Origin of the sequence: Pseudoruegeria sp. SK021 (assembly GCF_002119405.1) — a bacterium.
GTDB lineage: Bacteria > Pseudomonadota > Alphaproteobacteria > Rhodobacterales > Rhodobacteraceae > Meridianimarinicoccus.
The window spans coordinates 1-571 of the sequence record NZ_MTBG01000126.1 but is presented as its reverse complement, the minus strand read 5'-3'; the positions used below and the strand labels follow the sequence as shown (position 1 = coordinate 571).

Below are 571 nucleotides of genomic sequence, written 5' to 3'. Positions count from 1 at the left end.
GACATGCTCCACGACGCACGTCGCTCACCCGATGCATGGCGCGGCTTTCTCGAGGACTTCGTAGCCAATCCCGACATCATCGCCCGCGTCAAGGAAAATGGGCCGCGGTAGAAATCGAGCGGTTACGTTTGGGCCGGGTCTGCATCGGGCAGCCGGTGATACCGTGTAATGTGTGACAGGCGTTTTGTCATGCAGCCTGCTCCCTTGGTGGTGCGCGCGACATCGGTTTTTTGCCCGCGCCGGAAGATCTCGATGATGCGCATGGGGCCGCCGCAGCAGGGGCACGGCTCGCGCAGGGTGAGCGGGGTTATCTCAGGCTCTGGTTCTGGCGCGGCGTTCTGTTCCGTAAGCGCCCGATTTCTACCGCAGCGGCTGGTCCTTGACACGTGCGATGATGTCGGGCTCGGCGACGAAGTCTTCGAGGAAGTTGTGCCATTCCTCGACCCCAAGTTCGACAAAATCGGCTCGATTTTGGGCAGGATCTTCGAGCCCCAGCATATAGTTTCAATGGGTTGGAGTCTGTGTAAGACTGATTTCGGTGAAAGTCGTGTAGTTACACGTCGTGTAACTT

At 58.7% G+C, this 571-nt stretch carries 1 protein-coding gene; it reads left to right on the top strand.

Translation table 11 applies throughout. The features are described from left to right. Positions 1–189: 189 nt before the first annotated feature. A partial coding sequence (locus tag BV911_RS20465) for a hypothetical protein (RefSeq protein ID WP_205963934.1) occupies positions 190–571 on the top strand: 382 nt, incomplete at its 3' end.